Source organism: Streptococcus sp. SO2 (genome assembly GCF_030440025.1).
Genome location: NZ_JAQFJH010000019.1, coordinates 12,382 through 36,804, shown reverse-complemented (window position 1 = coordinate 36,804; position 24,423 = coordinate 12,382). Strand labels below are relative to the sequence as shown.

Here is a 24,423-nt window from a genome sequence, read left to right as displayed (position 1 = left end):
GCATTTCATTGGAGTCCGAACGGTCCGCCACCTTAAGGGCGATCTTGAAGCGTGAGTTAGACCAGATCTGGTCATCCACCACACCAGATGGTTTCTGAGTAGCTAGGATCAAGTGGACCCCGAGGGAACGCCCAACCCGAGCGATGGATACCAGCTCCTTGATAAAGTCTGGCTGGTTAACCTTGAGCTCTGCAAACTCATCTGAGATGAGGAAGAGGTGAGGGAGCGGTTCTGTCGCTTCTCCGTTTTTAAATTTCTTCTGGTATTGATTGATATGGTTGACTTCGAACTCTCCAAAAAGTCGTTCACGACGATGGATCTCCGCATTGATCGAAGCCAAGGCCCGCATGGATTGGGCTCCATCCAAGTTGGTAATCGTCCCCAAGAGATGGGGAAGGTTTTTAAAGAGATTGGCCATCCCACCACCCTTGTAGTCAATCAGCAAGAAAGCCACATCATGTGGGTGGAAGTTAACAGCGAGGGATAGGATATAGGATTGGATGGTTTCTGACTTCCCTGATCCAGTCGTCCCTGCGATCAAACCATGAGGTCCATGGGCTTTTTCATGCAGATTGAGCTGAACCAGGTCATCCTGACCACGCAGACCAATCGGCACAGCCAAACTCTTGTAAGGTGCGTTCTTTTTCCAACGGCTCGATACCTGCAAATCCTCAAAGGTCTCCGCCCCATACATTTCCATAAAGGTCACAGAATCTGGGATCGAACTCTTCAGGTTTTGGAGGTGATTGAGCGGAGCCAAGGTACGGGCGATCCGCTCCTTATCATAATCTGCTGGGAAATGATCCAAACGGAAGTCCGTCTCTTTCAAGACTCCTTCTTCCATAACCAGTTGGCCTGTATTGCGGTCCTTGATATTGATCACTGTTTGGATGTTCTCAGACAAGGAACTCATGACATCCTCTACAAAGATGAGAGAGCAGCCTAATTCCGTTGGATCTTCGGTAAAGAACTCCATGATGATATGATCTAAAATCAACTTCTCATCGGTCACTAAAACCACGTAATGAGGATGGAAGAGGGTGCTCTCCTTGTGGGATGCTTCTTCCTTTTGACTACGGCGTAGTTTCAAGATTTGGTTCAAACTATTCAGAACTTGGTCCCGTGTTCGTTGATTGTAGACAAAACCGCGAACATTGAGTTCTTGCAGTTTGGCATGAGGGAGCCAACGCATCCAAGACCATTGCTCTTTTTCCTCTTCAGGTAAGATCGTAATAAACTGCACATCATGATAAGAATGAAAAGTCGCTAGCTGCATCACCAAAAGCTGCAGTTGTTCTAGGACGAGATTTCTAGGTCCAATATAACCCACCGGTCCATGACTAAGGTTTGCCGGAATCGGCATATCTGGAATTTTTTTGTGACGACTATAGAGAGCGTAACCCTCTTCTTCCAGAGCATCCTTCTTACCGCTGCGCTCCTGTTGACCGTATTTCAGGTCATAGCTAGTCGGCATTTTCCCGAGTCCCAAACGATAGTATAAAAAGTCAAAATGCAAGGGAGTCTTTTCGTAGATCCGGTGATTGTAACTCTCAACCAAGTCCGTCAATTCTAAAATCGTTGGAAAATGATAGTGCATCCCTTCTTTTTGTTCTCGTTCCAGACGAGTCAACTCTTTGACCTTATCTTTCAGGTAAAGACGATAGAGATCGACCCGTTCCTTCTTATCAGCCTTGTACTTTTTACGATTTTTGATGAAACCACGGATAGAAAAAATCATTGTGGTTATGGACATCCCCACTGTCGCAAGAATATAGATCCCGCGAGGTTGAATCAAGGTGATCAAGACGGTTACCCCGACCATCATCAAAGGAGGAACGATCAGCTTTAACAGTTCATCACTCGGCTTAACTGGCTCCTGGCCTGGGGGATTGATCAAGATTTTATCCTCGCTACCACGATAGATGATCCGTGGAGAACGATGATAATCTGGATAATCTTCATAAAAACCATATCGAGATGGTTCTCTCAGAGTCAGTTGTTGCCCAACTTGGGCAGGACCCTGAACCCATACTTCATCTGGATAGAACTTAATCGTCACCGCCCCTAGACTCAACTCATCTCCAAAACCAATCAATTGCTGGTCCATTTGTTCCAGATGATTGTTTCGATAAAATGCGCCTTTTAGTCGAGTTAGCTTCCATTGATTTTGGGATTTTTGAAGTAAGAGTTCAACATCTCCATCTAGTGTGATCAACGCACCTCTTTGAGAGCCAATCTGAAACTCTGATAAATCCAAAAGGTCATAAACCCTTGGCTCCCCTTCTCGGAGATAAAAGACGACCTCACCCAAACGCAGACCATCTTTCAAGAGTCCCGCTTCATCATCGTACTGATAAAAGACCTCGCCACCATCGACCTTGAGCTGAATCGGTCTTTCCTGTTGAGAAAGGTAGACTTGGGCCTTTTCAGTCGCTCCAATCAAGACCGTCTTATCTGCACCCAGTTCTACTTCATAACGCAGACCTTGGCTGTAGAAAATGATTTGTTTTTTCATAATTTCTCTCCTTGGTCTACTTTAATTGCTAGAGGAGCTACTTGGAACAGGTTTCTTCTCAGATGACGGTTTGCTTTCAGAAGCCTTGTCTTGAGGGTTAGGAGTTGTAGAAGCATTGGAGCTTGATTCACTCGTTAGTAGCTCACTTCGACTATCCCAGTATTTCTTATACTCGCTTTCCAAAGTATTCAACTTACTTTCACGGTCTTTCCCTGACAAGTTACCATCTTCTCGAACCTGCTTAATTTCCTGAGTCAAAGCATAGAGAATCAAATCACTGTCGTTAATTCGTTTCGCAATATCAAGAGCCTCTTCAAAACGATTGCGCCCAACCTGGATCCAGTAAGTCAAATAAAGCTCATCTGACTTGAGTGTTACGTTGTTCAAGATGACTTTCTTTTGTTCAGAAGAAAATTCCAACCCCTGAATATAAGAGTAAGCCAACTCATACTTTTGCGTATTCGGCAAGCTAGCTGGATCAATTCTCTCTAATTCTGTAATAACACCACTATAATCAACTTTAATAAAGGCAGTATCTGCCTGCAACATCTTTTCTTTGAAAGGATTTTGCACAAAAATCAGATAGATCAGTGGAACGATCAACAAGACAACGCTGGCTGTTAACCAAATCGTTGCCAGTTTAAAGACACGATGGCGTCTACTTGGAACCAAGACCAAATCTGCCCGTTCTTTCGCAGCCTTCTCCGTGTAGTACTTCTCCAAAACAGCTACTGCAGCCTCTATATCATCTGCCTGACATAGGTCATTTAAGAAGTCGGGCAAGGTCTCTAATTCCAAGGAACCATTATAAAGATCCATGAAATCCAAATCGCTAAATAGTGTTACTGTAAAACATTTAGCCTGGCGTAAAAAATCTTCTGAGGATATGGATTGAGGAACCATCAGACCAGGAATTCCACGATAAGCAATCTTAGCCTGAGCATCCTTGGTAATAAAGAGATTTACTGGGTGCAAAAGGAAAGTCACAGGTAACTCCAAGGCGCCCTCTAGACGAAAAACGTTTAGGGCCAAACGGATTCTTTCCGAAATGGTACGTTCCTTTATTTCCTCATAAGTCAGTCCATGAGCTTCGACTTGATAGGAGAAGGTGACACTATCCTCATCAGACACCATCGATTGCTCCAAAAAGAATGGATGATGCAAATCCAATAGTAAGAGTTCCCGTAAATCTTGACTCGCAACATCTGAACGTTTGAGTTTTAATTCCCAGTTTGTTTCATTTTTTTCATAGACAAACGACTGTCCACCAAATTCAAATTTTTCTTCAGCCACCTATATCTCCTCAATTTCTACTAAATCTCCTGTCGTCATAGGATAATCAGACAGATGTTTCCCTTCATCAATCAACAAACCTTTATTGACAATTCTTAATTGATATTTTTTTCGCTTGATACCTGGATTAAAAATCGTATCCACTTCTCGCACCAGCCGGCGCACTTCAATTCGCCGCGGAATGCGAATATCCACATCTCTTTCTCTCAAACGTAGGGTAATATTGATATGTTGCTCCACCTTTTACACGCCTCCTATGTCTGGTTTATCCTTTTCTAAGTTATTTAGACAGACTAGTTGTAAAATTAGTCCATCCCTTCTACCATCACACGATAACTCATTACTGCCGTTGCTCCAAAAAGCAAGAAAATCAACACCACATAGAATATCTCTGGAAGAAAGTCATTCAGACCACCTTTTTCTACATGGCCTATATTTGTTTGGAACTTGATTGTTTTTTGAGCATTGGGCTGAAACAACTGTTCTTCAGAAGATTTTTTCACTGGTCTCTGTATAGCAGAAAACAGTTGGCCCCTTTCTGTGATCAACTGTTCCTCTTGATGCTGTTGCATGTCCTGCAACCTCTTTTGAGTCGCTTCATTAAAAAGCTCCTTGATTTGTTCAGACTGTAGACCAAATTTCAATCCCTCTTTCTTTTCAAGTCGGGAATCATCAATCTGCAGACTGTTATCCTTCAAATCATCTGCAGCAGCCCCAGAGACTGCTGCACATGTTACTAAGGTAAGAAGGAAAAGAATGATTTTCTTCATATTTCTAATTTCTATTCTTTCTCAGCTTGACTTGCTTGAAACCACAAACTACTTTCTCTGATAAAAACATTTATAACAAGTAAAACAGCTATGACAACAATCGTTGCAACAAAAGCGATAATTGCTGCTGGATGTCCATCAAAGTATCCTGAGAGCAAACCTTCTAATATCGATAACGCATTGAGATTTTTGATAAAGGCTGGGAAACCAGTTAGACTTGCTGTTGTCCCAATAGCATTTGATAGGTAGACAAAGCTAATCATCATAAAGAAGGAGAGTCCCATACCAATCACTCGGAAATGTTTAAGCAATAGATATTGTCCTTGAATCAGTACAAATGCGGCTAAAACAATTAATAGAACCCAAGATGGTTGATATTCACGGCCAACCTGTAGCTGAACACTTGATACAACACCAACTACCAATCCGACAACGAGACTTAAAGCAGATAGGATGGTTACCGTCATCAAGTCTGTATCATGTAACTTATCAAGTTTGAACTTATCTTTGACTTTGCGAATAACGTTTTGAGTTGCAAACAGATAGGCTGTAAAGAGGCTAACAATCTCCAATAGTAAAATCCATGTAAATGGACGGTAAACATTGACAGTCGCTTTCACTGAAGTAGCATTTTGGGTAACAGGATTGGATAAGAAGTTCAACAAAACTTCGTTTGGTACCCCATTTTGATAGGCATTATTCAGAACCTTCACAAAGGATTCTACAAAGTTTCCATTGTTAGTCAATTCTTCGTTAAACTGCGTCATCAAGGAGTCAGCATCTTGTGACAACTTTTCAGTACTTGTTTGAGCATTTGACAATTCACGATTGAACTTACCTAAAGTTTCATTCACAGACTCTGCAGCTTTGACATTACTTTGAGAAGACTCCTTCACACCCGTAGTTTCTGACAATAGAGCTGCATAATCCGATTTTAGGGTGGCCAATTGTTTATCAGTCTCTTCAAAAGCATCATTGCCTTTCCCTTGCTTCTTAACCAAATCCTTTAGATTATCTTCCAACTGCTCGTACAACTTTAACTGTTCCTTGATTTTTTTATTCAATTCTTGGTTGGTAGACAAAACATCCTGCACATTTTTTTCTAGAACAGGCTTCAGTTTAGTCAGTGCTGACAAGGCTTTATCTACTTTCCCTTTGACACCATCAGTTTCTTTATCGCTAGCAGGTGTAGTTAAGCTGTCTTCATATTTCTTCAGATTTGAACTAATAGCTTCAAGCCAAATATTTGACAAAGCATCTGTTACATCACTATTTCGTAACTCTTTGACAGCATTGTATGTTTGTCTGAGTGCTTCCACCTTTTGGTAGTCAGAAGCTATTTTCTGAACCTTTTGTCCATAACTCACTGCTGCTTGCTGAACACGTAACACATCTACTGGAGCACTGGCTGCTTGGACATCATTCAAGGAAATATTAATTGATTTTAGCTCTGCTTTTGGAGCTGGGCTTGGAGTCCCGGTTGAACCTGTAGTTGGAGTCGGAGCTGCCTCTGCAACACTATAGGCTACTTTAAAAGTCCCACCCGTCTTCAAATCAATTTCTTGACCAAACTCAACTGGTGTACCATCATAAGTAACTGAGTGAACTGTCACTCCTGATTCAGCTTTCCATGATACCTTAGCCTTTGTTCCTGTTCGTCCAACAGCACTCGTACTCGTGATTGCCAGATCTTCCAAATTCTTCAAATCAGTCGAATTGATTTCGTCACTAGGCTCTTTGATTGTTTTTAATTCAGTATAGTTTACAGAAGGAATTGTGATTGGTGTCATACCAAAACCACTAAATTCTTTTCCACTAAAGTCTTCTTTGGGTAGTTCTGAGATTGCAGAAGCCAGCTGCGTTTTTAGAGATTCCTCAACCTTCTCTAGGTCCTTATTTGCAGCTTTATCCAAAAATTGACCGAGAGTGATATTATTCTTCTCACTTGTCTCATAATAAGCAGCTAATTTTTCATCGACAAAGTTACGAATATCCTTTTTATGATTCTCAAACTTGGTTCTTTCATCTGTTAGATTGGTCTCTAAAGTAGCAATCTCTTTGCTGATATTATCTGCTACTTTTTTATAGTGAGCCTCAACTTCTGGTGACGTTCCATCAGTGGATGCTGGTGTTCCATCTATATTAGAAATCAGAATACGTTGAGCTTTAATTAATTCCTTATAAGTTTCAATTTGTCCCTTAACGTCTTCCCAACTCTGAGAAATGAGCCCAGTGATAACATCCGCATGATTTTTCTTCTCAGTGACCCTATCCTGAAGCAGAGTGTCAAGCTTTTTACCATAGGCAATCTGTGAAACGTCATAACGACCAAAAATCTGAGAATAACTATCCAAACCTGTCTTTAAAGCACTGTTGGCGTCAACAGAGGAACTAGACATACTATAGAGAGTTGGGAAAAGATTTTTAGAGTTGATAGCTGTATTATATAAATTCGTACGATAGTTTCCGATATTGGTCGCTTGTATCTGTGAGCTAGCTTGGACATTCTTTTGTGCTGTATAAAGGTTGTTCAAAATACTAGCCATATACATATCGACTAACTGACCATTCAAATCAGCAACAATATCTTTCGCTAGTTTATTTGCATCATTTTCTACTTGCAAATTTCCTTGCGCATTCACCTTATAATTGATGGTTGTCTTGTCAACATTGATGCTGTTAATATCGAGTATTTTTTCAGAAAAGTCACTAGGAATTGTTAAAACGAGTTGGTATTTCCCACTTTCTAACCCAGAATCAGCTGCTCCACGAGGGACAACAGACCAGTTTTGTGAATTATCACGCTCGATATTTTTTACATAACTAGCACCTAGATTGTATTCTTTTGTATCTACGTAGACAGGCTTATCTTCATTTACGATAGCTACATTTAATTTTGTCTGCTGATTAGCCTTTGCATTATTTTCATTGCTAATCGTTGTATTTTTTTGAACAGATAGATTCAAAAAAATAATCAATGCAAGCAATCCTAATGCCAGCAGACTACTTCCTATATATTTAAAAATTCTATTCTTCTTCATATTACTTTAAATCTTCTCCGTCATAAAAAATAGGAAGGCTCTCGCCCTCCTAAAGCCACTTATATAACAAATTAAATTTGTGATGCAAGATCTTGGTCGTTTTGTTCAACAATTTCAGCAACCTTGTTCAATTGAGCATTGATTTCATCAAGCAAAGTTGCAAACTCCTCAATTTTTGGAGACAATTCTGTGAATTGGCGATCAAAGCTCTCAAAAGCAGCACCTTTCCAGTTGTCTCGGATAGTATTTTGCTCTTGAGTTAATGTACGAAGTACTTGTCTTACTTCCTCAGAACCTTGAGTGTACTTTTGAGCAGAGGTGCGCAATTCTTCTGTTGTTAATTGAATTAAAGCCATGTGAAACTCCTTTATATTAATTTATGCCCTCATTATATCAATAATTTGCCTCAATTGCAAGTTTAAAATTCATTTTTTATTCTATTTATAAAAAATAAGAGCTGTTTCCATCTAAAAACTAGTAAGAAGGATTAAATTATCTACTTTTCTTGTATAATTACTTCTTTTTTTTATTTATAATAACAAAGTATAACAAACTCATATCATCCTTCTTTTATAAGGTATATTTGTTAAACGTTCTTTTCTTCTAACTTTCTATGAAAGTTTTTATTCTCTTGATGGCGAGCTTCCAACACATTCTCTATGCGACTCTTGTAAAGTTGATGATAGTTATCTAAATTGTTCTCTATCTCAAAGATATATGGTTGAATTTCAGCAAAACTACTGTCTCTGCATGCATAGGAAAGCGCCTCTAGGAGATTATCCGTCTCCCTACTAAACTTGTGGAAATCATCATCCAAATCCATCTCCAAACGCTCTAAGTTTCGTAATTTACGATTATGCTCATCCTCTAGTTTCTGAAGTTGCTTTTTATCCATCACAAGTTTTCTCCTAGTTCTTGATCGGACTTTGTAAAGCAGGGGTTTGCATGGTCTGGGTCAAGTAAGTTTCGGCAGCATCAGCGGCCTTGCCCTCAAATCCACCCTTAATATTGTTTACATAAGTCTTAGAAGCGTACTCTTGCATATCTGAAGCTGCTTCTTGCAACTTTTTAGCTAACTCCACTCCTTTAGCAAGGATTGACAGTTCTTTTGCAGTTACTAAGGCCCTGACTGCTTGGCGTTCTTGTTCCTTCATTCTTTCTTTGAAGCCTCTGTCGAGTTGCTCTCTTGTAATTAAAGTATCCTCATCCGTTAAGACTAACATTTTTTTCCCTCCATGTTTGTTTTACATCCGCCAATAGATTGTTAAAATCTTCAGCACTATTTGTATCTATGGTTTCAAAGGAACCACTAGCTTTAACCAAGCTCTCCCCTAGTTGCTCGATTTGTGTCAGGAAGGATGTTGCTGCTGTCTTCGTGTCACTTGCAACGCCTTCATCCCAAAAGCTTGTTGTGTCAAAACCAGAAAGTAGATTTGTAACTTCTGAACTTGACAAATATCCAACCATGTCAAAGGCTGTCTGTCTTGTTTCTTTTATCATGTTTTGAATATCTTCCTTAGCATCTGAAAGTAAGGTTTTCACAGATTTAACTTTGTCTTCCATGTCAAAATTTGCCAACTGGGCTGCTGTCTGAAGCAACTGAGCTCGAACCAAAATCCTCTTTTCTCCTGTAAGATTGCCATTTCTCAGTTGTTCCTGATAACGAGGAATAGCTTCTCTATCCCATTTTATCGATTCTTTACGAGCTTCTTCGACGATCTTGCTATATTCAGTTGTAAAATTCTCGTAAACTGAATAACCAATAGCTGCCTTTATTTTAAACTCACCTCTCATAATGGAATTTAAAACATTTGAGGCTACATTTTCATCGACTCCTAAAGCCCGGAGGGAATCCAAGGTTGTCGCTATCAGTCGAGCCAGCTTTTCACCTGCCCTGAGCAATTCTGGGTGAAAATCCTCTGAAGCAGTCAATAAATTTCCCTTCCCATCCGATTGGAAAACACCAAAGTCATGGGAACTTTCCGGATCAGTAATCTGGGTATAATGCAAGGGGACGAGGACATTGACTTTACCGACGGGTTTCTTAAGAGGTTCATCGGAGTCCCCCGGTAATTTGGTGATGGTATGCTCACGATTGAGCATCCCCACGACATCAAATGGATTGACATAGTACTCGATTTTTTCGCTGATCTTTTTGATTTTCTCATCACTGAGTCCCATTTTCTTTAAACTCTTTGTCGTGTCCGGGCCGTCAAAGAGGACCACTTTGCCGATTTTCTCCAGTTCTTCATCACTGAGGCCAGCTACCCCTTGCGCAGAGACAATGGTTCCTAAGGAGTGACCTGTGATGTCCATCGTAGCTTGCGGAGCTTTTTCAGTCATCTCTGCAATCTTCGTTTTCATTCCTACTGTCGCTAACTTGGCTTGCGGCGTATGGATATGATTGAGAGCGAACTTAGCATCGTTGTCAACCCAGTCGTTCCAATTTTCTTTACTGATGGCATCACTTCCGCGGATAGCCATATAGGTTTTCTTGGTATCATTAGTCAAGGTTGGCGTATCCGTTAAGTAGTAGGCACTGAAACCAGCTTCATCATCAGTTAACAATCCTTTTTGATAACGTTTGTGATGAACATCCTGCCTCATCCCATTCGCATCAGGAACTGGTATCGATGTGACTTTATAAGTATCTCGCAACTCAGGATCTGGTTGCAAGTAGACTCTACCATTATGAGGAAGGTTCTTACCTCCGGGTGTGATTTCACCGTCAAAAACTATATCTTCAGAAAAGTTAAAATCTTGAAAAGTTTTTGAATTATTTAAAGGCGGAAAATTATTAGGGCGATTAGCATATGCCGACTGCGCCAAATCTGCATAAAAATTATCAAAATTTTTTAAATTGCTATTACTCATATATAAACCATCCACCATCTCGTAAAATTCTTATGGGTTGCATTTCAGAAATCCTCTCAAGGTTAGGCAAGGAGTACCTGTTATTATCCAAAGGAAATCCAAGAGTAAAACTGCTTTCCTTTATATTGTTTATACGCCCTTTAAATGTTAGCATATAACCGCCTCCTTGAGGAGTTCCATTTCCTATCTGACCAACTTCCATACTATCCCAATCAAACTGGACACTTTCGACTTTAGGATTTCTAGACTTTATGAAGTTCGCCATCTCCTCTTCATGCTCCTTCAGATATGCCAACTGCTTGGCTCGCGGACTAAGAAATACTCCTCCAAATAGATTTGTTTCCTGTGCCATCCATGCGCCTCCTCCAAATACTACAAGAGCTAAAGCTAGCCAAAGTAAAGTACGTTTTTTCATCTCTTTCCTCCTATATAGCGGAATCTAAGTTTATTATATCATGAATGTAAAAAAATACTTTTGGCAAGTATTAGAAGTCAGTGGGGAGTGAAGAGAATGTTAAATTTGAGTAAAAATTATCAAATTTTTTTAAATTACTGTTAGTCAAAAATCCTTCCTCCCATTCGTAAATAATTGGCTAAAGCCATTGAATTAGGAATAATTTTGCCATTCTCAATATCAAAAGTAACATTCCAAGAGGAGGACTCAATATGATTAAAACCACCATATACATTTACAATTTCTCCGCCTCCTTGAGGGGTCCCATTCCCAACTTTTTCCCATTTAGTTTCATCCCAAGAAATCTGAACAGATTCAATCTTTGAATTTTTAGACTTTACAAATTTTACAATTTCTTCTTCATGTTCCTTTAAATAATCCAACTGCTTAGCTCGTGGGCTTAGAAATAAATTTGTTTCTTGTGCTAGCCATGCTCCGCCTCCAAATATTCCAAGTGCTAAAATCAGCCAAAGTAAGGTACGTTTTTTCATAATGCTCCTTCAGATATATCATCTCCCTCTTACAATCCAAAACTCCTTAATTAAAAACAAATTACGGATCTATTGTTGCTTTAGAAATAGAAGATTGTCATTAAAACTAGTATAGCATAAAAGCCTCAAACATCCTATTTCACCAATCACTCTTCTTGAAGGCTTGTTAATAATCTGACCAGAAGTATCTGAGTTGAATACAAAGAAACAACTGACTTTGTCAGATTGCAGCTACATTTGTAAGCGACTAAAGTCGCAACAACTGTGTCAATTGCACCAATTTAAGTATGAAAGTACAAAAAGAACACCCCGAAAGGTGCTCTTTGTAAGTATCGTAATTCTCTCGAATGAACGTTTACTAAATTGTGATGCTTTACGGACTTTCTTAAGACCTGGTTGGAAAGTGTGGGTTTCCGTTGGGTTAAAAACAACACAATATCAAGGCTTTTCAGAACGATATCTACTGATTCATTTCATAAAATTTGAACCAATATTTTTTAAATAGGGGAATTTCTTAACGCATAACTTTCAATCCTATCCTCTTCCTTCTTATCCTAATAAAGTTTGTAATATTGGAATAACAACGATAAATAGAACCGTACTTAGAGTCACTACATTCGTAGAGAATTCCACATCTCCTTTTCCTTGATTAGCAAGGATTGGGAGAACAGCTAGAGCTGGTGTAGCGGACTGAATCATAAAGGTCTTAAATTCTACTGTCGCCATATTTGGTGCAAAGAACTTCAATACAAGAAGCATGATCAGAGGAGCTAGGATAAAGCGTCCAACTAAAGTAACAATTGTATCTTTATCAAAAGCAATGGTATTCAAGCCTGCCCTAGCAAGAACAATACCAATATAAATCAGAGATAGAGGAGTGACGATATTTCCAACATAGGTTAAGGTATTCATTGCGAAATCTGGAATAGGAATTCGGAGAATCAAAACTAGTAGAGCCACAAGAAAACCTACAAGCGGAGCTGGTAGCAATTTCTTCCAGTCAAATTTAGTTGTCTCCTTGCTTTGACCCGATTTACTATCGCTCGTCATCAAATACACGCCCAATGTCCAGGTGGAAATCGTATTGGTGATATAGTAAATTAAGAAATAAGGAAGAGCCTGCTCTCCAAAAAGAGCAACGTTTAATGGTAAACCGATAAAAATAGTATTGGCATTCACAAAGGTATTAATCATGGTCCCTCGCCGTCCTGGACGAACCTTGAAAACCACAACTGCAATATAAGCTACGATATAGCCCAAGATAAAGGCCACAAATGTATAAAGGAGACCTCCAGAAAGACTGATTAGTTTATCTAGTGTTAGGTATTTCATCACCGACACAAAGATTGATGCTGGCAAGGCTACATTCATGATCAAACGAGATAGGTTAGGTCCAAAGTCATCTCCAAACCATCCCTTCACCTGAAGAATATACCCCAAAACAATAATAGCAATTATCGGAATGATACTCGTAATCGAGGTTAAAAAGAGTGACATAGGTATCCTTTCTATATTACTTAAGTCCACAGCCCATACAAATCTGTCGCTATAGAAGGATAGACAGCAACAGGAATGAATTATCTATACTCTGGATACCACTTCAAATCACGAACGGCTTTGACCATATCTGTTTCCTTAGCGCGTGCAAGACCTTGTTCTTGCGCTTTTTTAGCGACTGCTTCCGCTACTTTAATAGAAACATCTGCTACATATTTGAACGGCGGCAAAACAGGAGCTCCTGGTTGGCCTGGATTGACAATACCACTCAATGAATGAGCCGCTGCTCCAATCATTTCATCAGTTAAAAGACTTGCTTCAGAAGCCAGCATACCTAGACCAAGACCTGGGTAAATCAAGGCATTATTGGCTTGACCAATCACATAGTCGACACCTTTATAAGAAACCGTATCAGCAGGAATTCCTGTTGCGACAAAAGCTTTGCCATCTGACCATTCAATCAAATCTTTGGCAATAGCTTCAGCTAGTTTGGTTGGATTTGACAAAGGGAAGATCATCGGACGTTCTGTGTTTTCACACATAGCCTCTACTATTTCTTTAGTGAAGGTATTAGGTTGAGTCGAAGTTCCTACAAGAATGGTTGGCTTCACAGTCTTCACTACTTCAAGCAGGTCAGTCAACTTGTCTGCGTTACTAAAGTCAGCACGTTTCTTAGCAAACGGTTTTTGTTCAGGAGTTAGGTCATCCATATCATCAAATAGAAGACCTTGTTTATCAACCATAAAGAAACGTTTATAAGCTTCTTCTTCAGAAAGACCTTCACTCACCATTTCACGAAGAACACGAGAGGCAATTCCTGCACCCGCAGTACCACCACCATAGCAGAGATAAACTTGATCTGTTAATTTTTCACCACTAATATCCAGTGAGCCAAAGATACCGCCCAAGGTAACAATCCCTGTGCCTTGAATATCATCGTTAAAAGTTGGAATTTGTTTCCGGTATTTTTCAAGAATATTGGCTGCATTCAAGCGACCAAAATCTTCCCAGTGAAGATAAAGTTTAGGAAAGAGACGCTCTGCTGTTTGAACAAATTGATCAATGAAGTCATAATAGCGCTCACCACGCACGCGTTCATGGCGATTTCCTAAGTAATTAGGATTATTGCGGAGTTCTTCACGGTTCGTGCCTGCATCAATGACTAAAGGAAGCACCATAGAAGGATCAATCCCTGCTGCTCCAGTATAGACCATCAATTTCCCAACTGAAATATCTACCCCATTTGTTCCCCAGTCACCAATACCAAGGATTCCTTCCGCATCTGTTACAACGATAAGACGGATTTCTCGATTACCCGCCGCATTTTTCAAAGTAGCTTCAATATTTTCAGGGTGATTAATATCAAGATATCCCGCATATTGGGGATCTACAAAGAGGTCACTATAGCCTTCAATAGTATCCGCAATGGTTGGGTCATATACAATTGGATTAAACTCTTCCAAATGTTTAGAAAATAAATAGTAGAAAAGGGTACGGTTGGTATTAAAGATTTCCATTAGGAAAAGACGTTTTTCCAAATCGCTTACTTTTGTTTGCATTTGTGCATATGTTTGCGACGCTTGTTCTTTAATAGTTTGGACATAGGGAGGCAATAAACCAATAAGGCCTAGCTCCTTTCGTTCTTCCAAGGTAAAAGCAGTTCCTTTATTAAGGAAAGGGTTGTTTAAAATATCATGTGCAATCATAGTGCAACCTCCTTTTTACTTCTATTATACCACTTAAAACGAATCGTTTGGAAAACTTTGTTGTTTAAAAAATACAATTGTGTACGCATATGTTATAATAAGTCTACGAGAACAATTTTCTAATAAGCTCTTTTATACTTAAAACACCATTATTAATGACACTTTAAGTTGTTATATTTTATAAAGTTCTGGACTCATAAAACTCTCAATGATCACTCTTTACTAAAAGTTTCGAGCAAAAGAAACTAATCATACAAATTGGCAATCCGAATTAAAATAAATATTATATAAGTTTGTTATACAATACTTTGTATTTTTTAAGATGTTTTTTTGTCATGCAAAACTTGTATTCTATTTATATGACGAATAAAAACTATTTACAACAATATATTTCCCAAAAAGTGAAATATTTTCGAACACAGAAAAAAATGAGCCAGGAAGAACTTTCGGAACAAGCAGGACTTGGGCTTAAGTATATCAATCAACTTGAAAACCAAAATGTGAATCTGACCATTCACAGTCTTGAAAAAGTGATTGTCGCCCTAGAGATGACCCCAGAGGAATTTTTCAATTTTGATAGTCTTGAATCAACCTCTGATAAAACTGACAATCTTTCACTCAAGAGAATCAACATGAAGGTTAAACAACTCCCTATTGATAAACGAGAAAAAATGTTGGTCATTTTTGAAAGCATCTTAGATAACCTTTGATATCCCTGACTCACTTACATTTTAACCGGTGAATACTCGTATAGTCAAATTGTAGGATACGGATAAAAAGTATTTATCTGGTGATTTCCACTTATTTTCCTTCTCCAACTAATGAAAGTGAGCCCATATGAATTTAAAAGATCTACAATATTTTTATGACCTCTGCCAGCTTCAATCCTATACGGAAGTAGCAAAACAACATAAAGTCAGCCAACCATCTATTTCTTATGCCATCAAGCGCTTAGAGGAATCTTTTAATTGCAAATTGATTCACCATGATCCTTCACATCGCTCCTTTAGACTAACTAATCAAGGACAAATCCTTCTGAAGCATACAGAACTGATTTTACCCGAGGTCATTTCTACTCGCAAAGAAATTAATCGCTCTTTGGCGCATTGCTCTACTGTAGGATTCCCTCCTATTATCATTCAGTATCTTTTCTCTGTCTTAAATAAAGAAACTGAATTTGATTTTTTAAAAAAGGTGCGCCCTATCCGCGGTGGATCCGTAGAATTATTAAATCTTCTCCTTAAGGGAGAACTAGATGCGAGCTTACTTGGCTTGATTGAACCACTCAATCATCCTTCAATAGAGACACATGAACTCTTTCATAAAGAACTGTATGTCGTTTTATCTAAGAACCATCCTCTTGCTACTGCTCCTTCCCTCACTTTTGAAGAATTAGTAGATCAATCCTTTATACTTTTAGACGAACACTTTGTTCACCTGAAAGCTTTTGAACTACTTAATCAAAAGTATCAAAACAAGGCAGAAATATTCTTTAAGAGTGACGACATTATCATTATTAAAGAACTTTTAAAGAAAGGGATTGGCGTAAGTTTACTGGCTGATATCGCACTTTCTGATGAAGATGATGATTTAATAAAAATCCCTCTAATACCGGAGGACCAGATAACATTTACAGTTTATTACGCTTATCTCAAATCAGCTACACTGTCATCAGAAGTAGAAGCCTTATTTAATCTCATTAAATCATATGAATAGAAAAAAACTCTAACTATCAACTACCTGATAGCTAGAGTTTTTTACATTATAGGTATTAGACTAAAGCACGAAGAAATAGGATATGATCGCCGAATCTTTTCATTTACCTGATGCCATTCAACGAGATTCCCAATTATAAATCTACAAAGTGTCGATAAAAAAGAACACCCCGAAAGGTGCTCTTTGTAAGTATCGTAATTCTTTCGAATTAACGTTTACTAAATTGTGATGCTTTACGAGCTTTCTTAAGACCTGGTTGGGGCATCACTTATTTCATCTAATTTCAAAATTCTTTAAAATCAATGTTCTCACTAGTTTTCAGAAAATAAAATTTCAACTAATTTCAATCAATTGCATCAAAATAAGGTAAATTTTCGTCAAAAATAAGTAAAAATCGAACCAGAATATCAAAAGTTTACCTTATTTGGTTTTTACAGACAGAAGTCAAGCAGACATTCACTACTCGTCAGTTATGACGAAAAATATTGATTTAAAGTGATTTTTGAAATTTAGAATTTCGATGTGTTACTGTAAAAATCAACCAAATGACTACATTTTATGAGAAATAAATTTAGAAGTTAATATATACAAAATCTCTTTTATCAATTTTAGAAAATGAATACTTTGATAACCTGTTCAAATTTTATAAAGAAATTCAATTATTATTGAGAGATTTAAATTCATTAAAACTAATAATTTCAAATGGAAATTCCACAAAGTTTGATTTTATTAGTTTATTTGTAATGAAATATGATTTTAATGAGTATCTCTCTTCTAATCCGATATTTCTACAAATTACATCTAGATTCTCTTCAAAATACTCTACTCGCCGTTTGAACTTTAGTCCTTTGGCCTTTCCCCCAAAAAAGTATTCTTTTTGATCACCCATACTATCTTTCATAGTCTGACTTAAACGCATATATTTAACTTCAAATAATAATATTTCTTTCAGCTTATTGTCTATCACAATTAGGTCGTAATCTCCTAAATTTCTAGGATGATTTCCTTTAATATCTAATTTATATAATTCTTGATCAATATGAGTAACGTACCTATTATCTTTAAATAAGCCCTTAAGATTTTGGACTATCTGTTGTTCGTAAAATTTTTTCCAACTATTTATTGTATTTAGCGTATTTTGCATACCAATATCATATGGTAAAATGAAGTTCATCATTCCCTCTGTCCAATCTTTTGCCAACCTATCAAGAATAATAGGTGAAAAAATAATGCTATTATGATTAACAATAATAGGTTTAGCAGAAAATTTATTATCTCTTTTCTTTTTCTCCCATATTGGAATTACTCCATTAGTAGTAATTTTCTTCTTTTCTATAACTAAGAATTTCAAAACACCATAAAAGATTTCAATTGAATAGTCCGAATTCTCTTCAAAATATTTAGCCAAATCTTCTATTTTACCTGTTACAACATTTCCTTTTACAGTCAGTAATTTTTGATTTTTTAATTTTAAAATATGACTATTACTTGAAAATATGGAGAGGAAACAAATAAAAGAATCAAAATCAACTTTCGTATCTTGAAAGAACGATTTCTTAACCAGATCAATTATATTATTGTCAATTTCCTTATCTCTACTTGCGTATTCACCATATTTATACTTGATTTCTATCATTTCATCAACAAATTGTAAGTACTTTTCCGTTTCTGAAATATCTACAACATAATTATCTTCAATCTCTAACTGAAACCAATTGCTAGCACCATACGAATAGGCATCAGAAAGAAGTTGAAAATCTAATATGTATTTCCCATAAGCAATCAATTCATCAACAATATCATCACTTGGAATTAATGCGTCATCATACCTTTCTGTTACTAAATTCTCTTCAATAAGATATTCTAATATTGGTTTATAAACGCGGGCCTCTTCACGTAAATCAATCGTTTGTTCTCGAAATTTATTTAATTTAACAGTTTGAAGATTTCCGTTATCTGAAAATGTAGTTAATCTTCTGCGGTGGATATCAATATTAAAAATAATTAAAGATAATATATTTTGTAGTTTAAGTATCAAGTCATACTGATTATACAATGACATCATAGAAACTAAGTCTTCGCGTATTTTATTTCTAAAACATCTTACGATAGCAACTATGTCTGATTCACAATATATACCTGGCTCTAATCCAAGTTCTTTAATGATGTTAGCAATACTTTTCCTGACTCTTTTAAAAGAATAGTTTTTAGGAGCTGAGAATTCTAAATGAGGCTGAATAAAATATTCAACCCTAACTTCAAATAAGCTTGAAGTTCGTTTCTCATTGTCTGTTTCTTTAATTTTTTCAAATAACAAAACTCTATCCTTAAAAAGGAAACCGTCTAGTAAATTTATTAGAATTGTATTTTCAAATTCCAATGTTGATTTGGAAAGATTATCAGCAAATATTTTATTCCATCTAGGAGCTAATAAAGTTATCTGATATTTGGAATTTTTAACAAAAACTATTTTATTAAAATAGTTCGTTTCTTGTATCGGACATCTAGAATTAGCATTTCTATCAAGCACAGACTTAGATACTAAATTAATCTCCATAGTTTCTTTTTCATAGTTTGATAAAATTGCTTCTTTATTATGACATAAAGCATTTAAAACAATTTCGTTAAAAGATTTTATTTGTTCGTAATCATAGATATTTATATCTTCTAAAATAAAATGTAACTCCCGATATATAATTCTTTTATGATTCTCTGAAAATATATCAATTGATCCAAGATGAGCTTTTGAAATAAGTGACAAATCAGTTTGTTCCCTATCAACTATTTTCCAACCATGAATATTATAAAACTCTCCCCCTATTTCAAATGGATAGTTTAATACAATTTTATCAAACGTTTCCATATTATAATGAACACTTTCATAGGGTAAGAAAGCCATATTTACATTCAAAGCACCATCATTAATCATCTGATTTGATGATTGCCACATTCGAAATAAAGCATCTCCATTGGAGAAAGACATAATTCTATCTTGATTATTGTTATAAGCTATAAAAAAATCAACGATTTCTTTTATTGAATTCGCATTGTTAATTATTCCTATAATACTACTTGCATTTAATACATATTCATCATCATCTCCAAATACGAATGTTTTAGTGATATTTGGAGATATACTCTTGGTGTCAACTCCAACAAAAATAATATTGCTCTGGGACTTAAACTCAAATCCTCTAACTTCTCCATCTTGACAAAGACCTGCTATCTGGTAAGTATTATCAATAATTCCTTTTTTTAAGTGATCTGAAATTTTATTTTGGCTTGGCTCTAAAACAATTAATTTATCTTCATTTAAAAATGCCAATGTATTTTTTAAATCAATCTTTTCTTTAGCCTCTTTGTTAATTAACCTCAGATTATAAAATGAATTTCCTTCTCGTTCAAAGAATTTTGTAAAATTACAATTTAGTCTGCTCCAGAAGCTTAACCAAATAGATTCTTCAAACTTTGATTCCTCTATTTCGCTTTCTATTCTCTCCATAAAACAATCTTTCATAACTGGTAAAAATATGGGAAAGTTATTAATAGGAGTAAATAATGGATATAACTCAGCATTATTACTTTTGAATGTTTTGAAATACTGGGCAAGTTCGTTATCATAAAAAAGCTCATGATTTTGATATATAAAATTGAAATAACTCTCAGGTGGACATTCAAAGTTTTCTTGAGTAAACTCACTTTTAAATGGTTCTAAGGATGAAATAATTAAATCTTCATATTCAAGTATCTCATACCATATTTCTTTGAATTGCTTAAAATCATGCACTAAAGATTCTATTACAAATGAAGTTTCATAAGTATCTTCATTGCCATTTCCTATAAATATTTTATGAAATCTATCATTTGAATAGAATCTTACATTTCCAGTATCAATAGGGAAATCTTCTTTTGGGTATTCAGGTATATAATACTCAATTGCTTTTTTATAAAAGTCTACAAATTTGCTGTATGAATCTATTTTAGTAGTCCCTAAAATCTTACTTTCATTATTAATAAAATCTCTATTCAATTTATCTACTATTCCTAAAAATCTCCTATTTGGAAACCATGAAGTAATAGAGTAGATAACTTTAGATAAAGATTCAATGTCATATTCTAATAAAAAAGAGTTATTCATATTTTTTCCTCATAGGCTATCAATTTTATCTCCCAAATGTAATCAGAATGTTGAAAGAAATCTAGCTTTCTAAACATCTATCTGCGAATAAATTAAATTCCTTAGAATTATACAACTTCTTAAATTAGCCGTCAATTTATTTCCAGTTAAAAACCTTATCTAATTTCTTAATACATTATAATTATTATTTTTTATACTAATAAATCCTGTAATTACTATGATATTGGTAACATAAAACATATGTTTAGTTTCTGTCTAGAGAGTTAAATAGGCAATTTTATTGTTTTCTATAAACATATTGGACATAATTATTCATGAAATTTTCTTACTTCTCGAGCTAAATAGCTATCTGGATGTCTTTTTATAAAATATCTTTCTCTTGCAAATCCATTGTTTCCATATTGTAAGCTTTTATAAATCAAAGGTCTCAGGAGCTCTTTATCTCCTGTTTGTATATATTCTAAGATCTCATTGCCATATTGGTATTTTTTGACATAACCTAAATAATTACCTTGCCAATGAGAATTTTCTTCTCTAAAACTTTGGAAACTACTCATTAAATGAAGTAATTTTTCTGTCAGTTCTAATATATATGTTGCGTATATGACATCTATATCTTCATAATCTAAATATTCATCAGTATACTTACCCAGAACGTTATTAATGTTATCCTTATTTAGACCGTTTAACACATTATCATTCCATACTTTATTACCATATTTTTTTCTAATTTCAACCGATTCCATATCACCTTGGTACAAACGCATCTCCTGTTGAATTGAAATTATTGATTCTAAACTTTGATAAGTACTATTTTCATGAATATATTTTTCTTTATAGCCGTAATAACTGCCATCATTAATGAATTTATCTATTTTTTTCTTTAAAATTTCATTGTAAAATTCATTCAGATAAACATCAATAAATACTATTTTATTGATGTTTTTTGAATCATTTTTTACACGTTCTTCATAAAATTCCCAAAATAAGGTACTAATATTAAGAACTTTTTCTGTAGCCCGAAAAATACCTGTCATAAATAATTCATAATGCTCTTCAAAAAGTATCCCATATACTTTTTGAACATCAACAACCTCTAATCTTATTTTTTCGAATTCAATATTAAGTGGCATATAACCCAAAACTATTCTCCATAGATTGTCATCATACGACTCAAAAAGAATATCTAAAACAATAATAGATGATAGGAAGGATTTGAGTTTCCAATGTTCGGAACGATCACCAAAGCAAATTTCATCATAAGATTTAAACATTATATTACGCGCTATATATTTCTTTTTTTCATTACTAACTAAACCTAATTTTGTGCCATATTCATCCAACTTACAATTGTTCAAAACATCTTCTATTGCATTAGGAGTATAAAGATATGGATTCTTTGAGGTTACAATCCCTCTTCTAATAAGGCTAATTAACGGAGAATTGCTTGAAGAAATCTCTCTATTCGTAAGTTTTTTATATTTCTTATTTATTTTCTTTTCTTGACCTGTATACCAGTAATACTCTGTTGAAGCCCTTGACTTACGTTCCTCATTTATAATTTTAATTTTAGAATCTAGCCTCAATGAAGCACAATCGATAAAATACTTCTTTGTCCTTTTAAAAATCATACTCTTCCTTTTTATAACGTGGTGTTTTTTAGTTGTTATTTTATAAAAATCACCTTAATTATACCACGTTTTTAACTTTATAATGTAATTATCCCTATTTCAATGGAAAATTATGAAGTCCAAAGGTGCACCAAAGGACGGATTGAAACTCAGAACATAGCTACATCTTCAGGTATTCGCTATGTCAAATGTTTCACCGTTTCTTTGGTGTGTTTTTTTCATACTTAGCTCGGTAAACGACTGTGTTTCTATTCCGTCCAAGGACGGAAAGGAAGTAAAATGACATATAAAAGTGTAATAGAGGAATTATATTGCAAACTGTTAGGTATAGAGCTCAAGAGAATACTTAATGAGCGAGAAATGTTACAAAATCAAATTGGATATGAAACAGCTGAGGGGGAAGTTGAGTTATTATCCGAAACAACAGTTGGACAAATTCTAAAGGGAAAAAGAAATATTAGTTTTAATGCTTCGTTAGCTTTTCAGACCAGTTTAGATTATAAAAATCCTAGGGAATTATTTTTCCCAAGTATTGAATTCGAACTACTACTTATTGAAAATATAATATCTACAATTTTGATAGATCCTACTTTTGAAAATACTTTTCTAAAAAAGTTAATAGCAAAAAAATTTTCCAATGTCTCAAAGAAAGAAGTATCGCAAATCATTGAAAAAAATAAAAAAATTTTTCTAGACTCCTTATCAAGCTTTATTTCAGATTTTCCCGAAGAAGAAACATCCTATCAAATTGCTGAAAAAATAACTGATTGGTTATCTGAATTTGCCTGCCTCATATCACAATTTTAAAGATAGACTGTCATAAAAACTGACAGTCTACTTCATGAAATTACGTTAAACTAAGATTGTTCTTAGCTAAGACAAATAATCAAATACGAGGTAAATCTAATGAAAACACGCAATCGCAAAGGTGGCTACTCAGTCAATACTGCTAACGAATATATTGACAACAAGCAGGGCATTCTCTGCTTGAGCACTGAACTAGAAGCACAAATTAAATTTGAAGACGGCCAACCAACAGGTGAAATCATTGCTTATAAAGCTTGGTTCTCACAAAAAGGACTTCCGCCCTTTACCGTCAAATTTGAATCCGAAGTGGAGCTACCATCTTATATGGCATTGGTACAGTTTGATAATCTTCAAGCCTGCGAAGTTGGCTTTAACGTCTACTTCAAAGCTGACAATCTCAAGGAGGTCAAATAATGACGAATAGAGAACTGGGACAATATCTGCTCCAAAGCCTCAATATGGGACTTGGGAGCATTATGCAAGGAGAAACCAGCTATACTAATAGCTTTGACTGCAAAATTATGGACGAAGGGTTCCTCTTTCTTCCTCGTTTGCCAGCTGGTTATATCATTGATGATGAACTCTATCAGAAAATTTTCCTGATTGCGAATGCTGCTCTTTATCCTCGCTTCACTCTTCTCAAACAAAATTCAGCCTATTTTATGGCACTAGATACAAATGATATTCATGTCCAGCGTGGGCTCTTCTTCCCTTGGACAGCAGGCGTTTCTGAACGCCTAGTGATTCCTGATCTGGATGAATTCACGACAAAACAGAAGGGAAATCTTATTCCCATCATGAAAAATCTTACTCTTGACTTTAACAAAGTAACTTCTATGGCTATCGCTGGGAACAGCGGATCAGGTAAATCTTATGCTCTAACCTATTTTCTCAATATGCTCAAAAATATTTCTGACTTGATTATTGTAGACCCTAAATTTGATACGCCTAGCCGTTGGGCTCGTGAAAATGGAATTGCCGTTCTACACCCTCAGAAAAATCGCTCTAAATCAGACTTTGTTTCAGAAATCAATGAGAACCTAAGCGCCTGCTTGAATCTTATTCAACAGAGACAGGAAATTCTCTATGATAAGCCAGACCATCCATTTGAACATTTAACTATCGTCATTGATGAAGTACTTGCATTAACCGAGGGAGTCAATAAAACCATCAAGGACTCTTTCTTTTCGCTTCTATCTCAAATTGCTTTGCTTGGGCGAGCTACAAAAGTCCATCTTTTTCTAGTCAGTCAGCGTTTCGACCATACATCTATCCCAATTTCTGTTCGGGAACAATTAAATGTCTTAATTCAAATTGGTAATATCAACAAGAAGACAACGCAATTTCTATTCCCTGATTTAGACCCTGAAGGCATTGTTATCCCTATTGGAAAAGGAACTGGACTTATTCAGATTATTGATAATGAACATCCTTATCAAGTTTTACCTCTCCTTTGTCCTACCTATTATACAAAGAAAGGCATTCTGTAA

The 24,423-nt window shown here is 35.9% G+C and carries 20 protein-coding genes; 5 read left to right on the top strand and 15 right to left on the bottom strand.

Annotated elements, in window-relative coordinates; all coding sequences use genetic code 11:
* From essC to PCY17_RS10775, 13 genes are all read right to left on the bottom strand, one after another.
* On the bottom strand, positions 1 to 2,515 hold a 2,515-nt coding region (essC, locus tag PCY17_RS10835; protein ID WP_301394497.1), incomplete at its 3' end, for a type VII secretion protein EssC.
* A gap of 21 nt (positions 2,516 to 2,536) precedes the next feature.
* Complete coding sequence (gene essB / locus PCY17_RS10830) at positions 2,537 to 3,808, bottom strand: type VII secretion protein EssB (RefSeq protein WP_000796947.1); 1,272 nt, start codon at positions 3,806 to 3,808, stop codon at positions 2,537 to 2,539.
* Entirely contained in the window at positions 3,809 to 4,048 is a 240-nt protein-coding gene (locus PCY17_RS10825; RefSeq protein WP_000434883.1) for an EsaB/YukD family protein, read from the bottom strand.
* Positions 4,049 to 4,113: 65 nt separating this feature from the next.
* Complete coding sequence (essA, locus tag PCY17_RS10820; protein ID WP_000720507.1) at positions 4,114 to 4,578, bottom strand: type VII secretion protein EssA; 465 nt, start codon at positions 4,576 to 4,578, stop codon at positions 4,114 to 4,116.
* A gap of 11 nt (positions 4,579 to 4,589) precedes the next feature.
* Positions 4,590 to 7,619 carry a type VII secretion protein EsaA gene (gene esaA / locus PCY17_RS10815; RefSeq protein ID WP_301394495.1) on the bottom strand — a complete coding sequence of 1,010 codons (3,030 nt, stop codon included), beginning with the start codon at positions 7,617 to 7,619 and terminating at the stop codon, positions 4,590 to 4,592.
* 71 nt (positions 7,620 to 7,690) lie between these two features.
* Entirely contained in the window at positions 7,691 to 7,975 is a 285-nt protein-coding gene (locus tag PCY17_RS10810) for a WXG100 family type VII secretion target (RefSeq protein ID WP_001173991.1), read from the bottom strand.
* A 230-nt stretch (positions 7,976 to 8,205) separates the two neighbouring features.
* Positions 8,206 to 8,514: a hypothetical protein gene (locus PCY17_RS10805; RefSeq protein ID WP_080702800.1), complete on the bottom strand. Its 309-nt coding sequence runs from the start codon at positions 8,512 to 8,514 to the stop codon at positions 8,206 to 8,208.
* Positions 8,515 to 8,527: 13 nt separating this feature from the next.
* Entirely contained in the window at positions 8,528 to 8,842 is a 315-nt protein-coding gene (locus PCY17_RS10800; RefSeq protein ID WP_042903175.1) for a hypothetical protein, read from the bottom strand.
* Entirely contained in the window at positions 8,823 to 10,493 is a 1,671-nt protein-coding gene (locus tag PCY17_RS10795) for a cutinase family protein (RefSeq protein ID WP_042903196.1), read from the bottom strand. The genes PCY17_RS10800 and PCY17_RS10795 overlap by 20 nt, the downstream gene beginning before the upstream one ends.
* Complete coding sequence (locus PCY17_RS10790) at positions 10,486 to 10,908, bottom strand: hypothetical protein (protein WP_301394493.1); 423 nt, start codon at positions 10,906 to 10,908, stop codon at positions 10,486 to 10,488. The genes PCY17_RS10795 and PCY17_RS10790 overlap by 8 nt, the downstream gene beginning before the upstream one ends.
* Positions 10,909 to 11,048: 140 nt before the next feature.
* The gene (locus tag PCY17_RS10785; RefSeq protein ID WP_049477967.1) at positions 11,049 to 11,438 is read right to left on the bottom strand and encodes a hypothetical protein; all 390 of its coding nucleotides are present in this window, start codon (positions 11,436 to 11,438) and stop codon (positions 11,049 to 11,051) included.
* A 549-nt stretch (positions 11,439 to 11,987) separates the two neighbouring features.
* Entirely contained in the window at positions 11,988 to 12,935 is a 948-nt protein-coding gene (locus PCY17_RS10780; RefSeq protein ID WP_049477968.1) for an AEC family transporter, read from the bottom strand.
* An 80-nt stretch (positions 12,936 to 13,015) separates the two neighbouring features.
* A complete protein-coding gene (locus PCY17_RS10775) occupies positions 13,016 to 14,641 on the bottom strand; it encodes a malolactic enzyme (protein WP_301394491.1) in 1,626 nt (541 codons plus the stop codon).
* A gap of 359 nt (positions 14,642 to 15,000) precedes the next feature.
* Between PCY17_RS10775 and PCY17_RS10770 the strand changes: the two genes are divergently transcribed.
* Complete coding sequence (locus tag PCY17_RS10770) at positions 15,001 to 15,351, top strand: helix-turn-helix domain-containing protein (protein WP_084942891.1); 351 nt, start codon at positions 15,001 to 15,003, stop codon at positions 15,349 to 15,351.
* A gap of 127 nt (positions 15,352 to 15,478) precedes the next feature.
* Positions 15,479 to 16,357, top strand: coding sequence for a LysR family transcriptional regulator (locus PCY17_RS10765; protein WP_301394489.1), 879 nt, complete (start codon positions 15,479 to 15,481; stop codon positions 16,355 to 16,357).
* A gap of 655 nt (positions 16,358 to 17,012) precedes the next feature.
* Here PCY17_RS10765 and PCY17_RS10760 read toward each other — a convergent pair.
* Complete coding sequence (locus PCY17_RS10760) at positions 17,013 to 20,495, bottom strand: hypothetical protein (RefSeq protein ID WP_084944067.1); 3,483 nt, start codon at positions 20,493 to 20,495, stop codon at positions 17,013 to 17,015.
* Between the two features lie 308 nt (positions 20,496 to 20,803).
* Positions 20,804 to 22,126 (bottom strand): hypothetical protein, encoded by a 1,323-nt coding sequence (locus PCY17_RS10755; RefSeq protein WP_084944068.1) that lies wholly within the window; start codon positions 22,124 to 22,126, stop codon positions 20,804 to 20,806.
* 279 nt (positions 22,127 to 22,405) lie between these two features.
* On the opposite strand from PCY17_RS10755, the gene PCY17_RS10750 reads away from it, so the two are divergent.
* The 3 genes from PCY17_RS10750 to PCY17_RS10740 all read left to right on the top strand — a co-directional run bounded on the left by PCY17_RS10750 (position 22,406) and on the right by PCY17_RS10740 (position 24,423).
* Entirely contained in the window at positions 22,406 to 22,933 is a 528-nt protein-coding gene (locus PCY17_RS10750) for a hypothetical protein (RefSeq protein ID WP_000221461.1), read from the top strand.
* A gap of 99 nt (positions 22,934 to 23,032) precedes the next feature.
* The gene (locus PCY17_RS10745; protein WP_000857664.1) at positions 23,033 to 23,347 is read left to right on the top strand and encodes a hypothetical protein; all 315 of its coding nucleotides are present in this window, start codon (positions 23,033 to 23,035) and stop codon (positions 23,345 to 23,347) included.
* Positions 23,347 to 24,423: an ATP-binding cassette domain-containing protein gene (locus PCY17_RS10740; RefSeq protein WP_000184726.1), complete on the top strand. Its 1,077-nt coding sequence runs from the start codon at positions 23,347 to 23,349 to the stop codon at positions 24,421 to 24,423. Before PCY17_RS10745 ends, PCY17_RS10740 begins: the two co-directional genes overlap by 1 nt.